We start from the raw sequence: 3,069 nt of genomic DNA, 5'->3' as shown, positions 1-3,069 counted from the left end.
CGGTGGACGAAGCCTGCTCGGTCGAGCCCTGCGAGAGCTGCTCGGCGCTCGCCGAGAGTTCCTGCGAGCCCGAGGACATGTTCTCGGCGGCCGAGGTCACCTGGCCGACGACCTCGCGCAGCTTCTCGACCGTGCCGTTCAGCGCGGTGACGAGATCGCCGACCTCGTCATTGGACTGCACCTTGGCGGTCTGGGTCAGATCGCCGGCCGCAACCGCATTGGCGATGGCGACGGCGCCGGCGACACCGCGGCTGATGTTGAGCGCGATCCAGACGGCGGCAGCGACGGCGATCAGCAGCGAGGCCGCGACGATCGAGAGCAGCATCATCTTGGCGAAGGCGGCTGCCGAGGTCGCCTCGGTCGCGATCTCGGCCATGCGCTTCTCGGCGAAGGCCGTGTAGGCGTCATAGGCGGCGAGCGTCTCGAGCAGGGCCTTGCGGCCTTCGCTCTTGGTCAGGTCGGTCGCCTTGATGACGCCGCCCTCGCGAGCGATGTCGGAGGCGCGGGTGCCGACCGACAGCACCTGCTCGCCCCGGCTTTCGATGTCCTGGGTCGGGAGACCCACGCCCTTCAGCGCGGAAACGGCAGCCGCCTTGGTGCGCTTGAAAGCCTCGCCCTGGTTGGCGAGCGCCTGACGCTTGGTATCGAGATCCGCCATCGTCGTGGCGGTGAAGGTCTCGATCAGCATGCGCAGATAGCGCGCCGTCTCGTAACGGGCCGTCATCACCGCGCGTCCGGCGACGGTGTGCTGCATCGAGTCGGGCTGCTTGGCGAGTTCGGTCAGGGCTGCGTCATAGGCGGCGTTCTGCGCCGCCAGTGCCGGGACACCTTCGGCGGCCCAGAGATCATAGGCGCGATTGGCCGAGTTCAGCTTGGCGTTGCGGACGGTTTCGTCCTGGACATCGTTGAGGACCTTGCTCTTGGCCGTCGCCTGGTCGATCAGCCTTTTGCCCTCGGGCGAGGCGATCGCATAGAGTTCCGAGGTGATCCGCGCGGCATTGGCCCGGCGCGTCATCATCTCGGCCGCGGCGGCCTCGATGTCCTTCGTCTCGGAGGCGAGGATCGCGTTCTTCTCGGCGCGGACCTGGGCCTGGAGCTGGCTCTGGATCTCAGCGATCTTCGAAATCCGCTGGCCCTGACCGATGATGGTCTGCTGGGACGTCTCCATCTTGGCCAGCTCCTGATAGGAGAGCCCGCCGGCGACCATGGAGAGTGTGATGATGACGCCAAATGCTGTCGCCAGCTTGGCCTTGATCGTGAAACGCATACTCTTAGCCCCCAATCCCCAAGTAAAACTCAGCCCAGAATCCTGGACATGTCCGGAACGATGACGAATTCCTCACTCCACTTCGTGATGAAGCGGATGAACTCCGGCCGCCAATGGCTGCCGAGACGCGGCGTCTGCTGCATGTGCCGTGTCGAGACCTCGGTGACCTCGTAGACCTTGTCGGCGAGCAGCCCGAGCGTGACGGGATCGCCGTCGATCTCGACCTCGATCACGACGATGCGCGTATCGGCGGTCTGTTCGGTCTTCGGCATGCCGAAGCGAATGCGCAGATCCGCCAGCGGAATGACGTTCCCGCGCACATTGATCAGCGCCGGCAGGAAGGAGCGGGCGCCGGCGACGCGCGTCACCGGCACGGGGTCGATGATCTCGCGGACCATGTCGGTCTCGATCGCGAAGATCTCGTTGCCGAGCCCGACCATCAGCACCTGGAGCTGCGTCTCGGCCATCGGCGGAAGGCCTGCGCCGGCATCCGCGCCGGCGACCTGCATCTGAGCTTGCGTCATCACGCGGCCTCCGGGGTTCTGTCGGTCTCGGCGCGGGACTGGCCGAGGGTGACGAGCTGGGCGACGTCGAGGATCAGCGCCGCCGAGCCATCGCCGAGGATGGTGGCGCCGGAGAACATGGTGACGTCGGCGTGGAGCTTGGACAGCGACTTGATCACCGTCTGGTGGCTGCCGATGATCTGGTCGACGACGAGGCCGACGCGGGTGTCGCCGATCGAGGTGACGATGACCTTCTGGTGCGGATCGGCCTGGCCCTCGGAATCGAAGAGATCGCGCAGCCGCAGGAAGGGCACGAGGTCGCCGCGGACATTGAGGAAGCTGCGGCCCTTGGCGCGGGCCTCGTCGGCCGCCGTCAGCTCGATGCATTCCTCCACCGCCGAGAGCGGGATGATGTAGCGTCCCTCGCCCACCCGGATCAGCAGGCCGTCGATGATGGCGAGCGTCAGCGGCAGGCGCAGCGTGACCGAGGAGCCATGCCCGGGGATCGTCGTCAGATCGATGGTGCCGCGCATCGCCTCGATGGTGCGCTTGACCACGTCCATGCCGACGCCGCGGCCCGAGAGCGCCGAGATCGTCTTGGCGGTCGAGAAGCCGGGATGGAACAGGAACTGGTGGATCTCGTGCTCGCTGAGATTGGCGCCGGGCGGGATCAGCCCGTTCTCCTCGGCCTTGGCGCGGATGCGGGCGGTGTTGAGCCCGGCGCCGTCGTCCTGCACCGTCACCAGCACCTGCGCGCCGACATAGCGGGCAGCCAGCTCGATGCGGCCGGTCGCCGATTTCGAGGTCTTGGCGCGGTCCTCGGCGCTCTCGATGCCGTGGTCGATGGCGTTGCGGATGAGATGGACCAGCGGATCGGCAAGACGCTCGATCATGGTCTTGTCCATCTCGGTGTCCTCGCCGACCGTGACGAAGTCGACCGGCTTGCCGAGATCGCGCGAGAGGTCGTGGACGAGGCGGCGGAAGCGGGCGAAGAGCGAGCCCATCGGCACCATGCGCACGCCCATGGTCGAGTCGCGCAGGCCCGAGGCCAGGCGCTCGATCTCTTCGGCGATCGCCTTGATGGCGAGGTCGTTGCCGGAATGGGCGATCTGGCTGAGGCGGGCCTGGGCGATCACCAGCTCGCCGACGCGGTCCATCAGCTCGTCGAGGCGCTCGGCCTGGACACGCACCGTCGTGGTGCCCTTGTCCTCGGCCCGGCGGTTCAGCTCGGCCTTCTCGGGGGCCGGCGCGGCGGGGGCGGGCGCAGCCGCGCCGGCCCCCGAGAAGGCCGAGCTGAAC

Annotated in this window: 3 protein-coding genes; all 3 read right to left on the bottom strand. The window is 67.5% G+C overall.

Annotated elements, in window-relative coordinates:
• Nucleotides 1-1,267: methyl-accepting chemotaxis protein (locus AX750_RS25040; RefSeq protein WP_156449925.1), on the bottom strand; the 1,267-nt coding region annotated here is incomplete at its 3' end.
• A 29-nt stretch (nucleotides 1,268-1,296) separates the two neighbouring features.
• Nucleotides 1,297-1,734, bottom strand: coding sequence for a chemotaxis protein CheW (locus AX750_RS25035; RefSeq protein ID WP_067255172.1), 438 nt, complete (start codon nucleotides 1,732-1,734; stop codon nucleotides 1,297-1,299).
• Nucleotides 1,735-1,790: 56 nt separating this feature from the next.
• Nucleotides 1,791-3,069: chemotaxis protein CheA (locus tag AX750_RS25030; RefSeq protein ID WP_197432863.1), on the bottom strand; the 1,279-nt coding region annotated here is incomplete at its 5' end.

Source organism: Methylobacterium sp. CCH7-A2, from assembly GCF_001557075.1.
Classification (GTDB): Bacteria; Pseudomonadota; Alphaproteobacteria; order Rhizobiales; family Beijerinckiaceae; genus Allobosea; species Allobosea massiliensis.
This window is presented reverse-complemented; position numbering and strand designations above follow the sequence as displayed.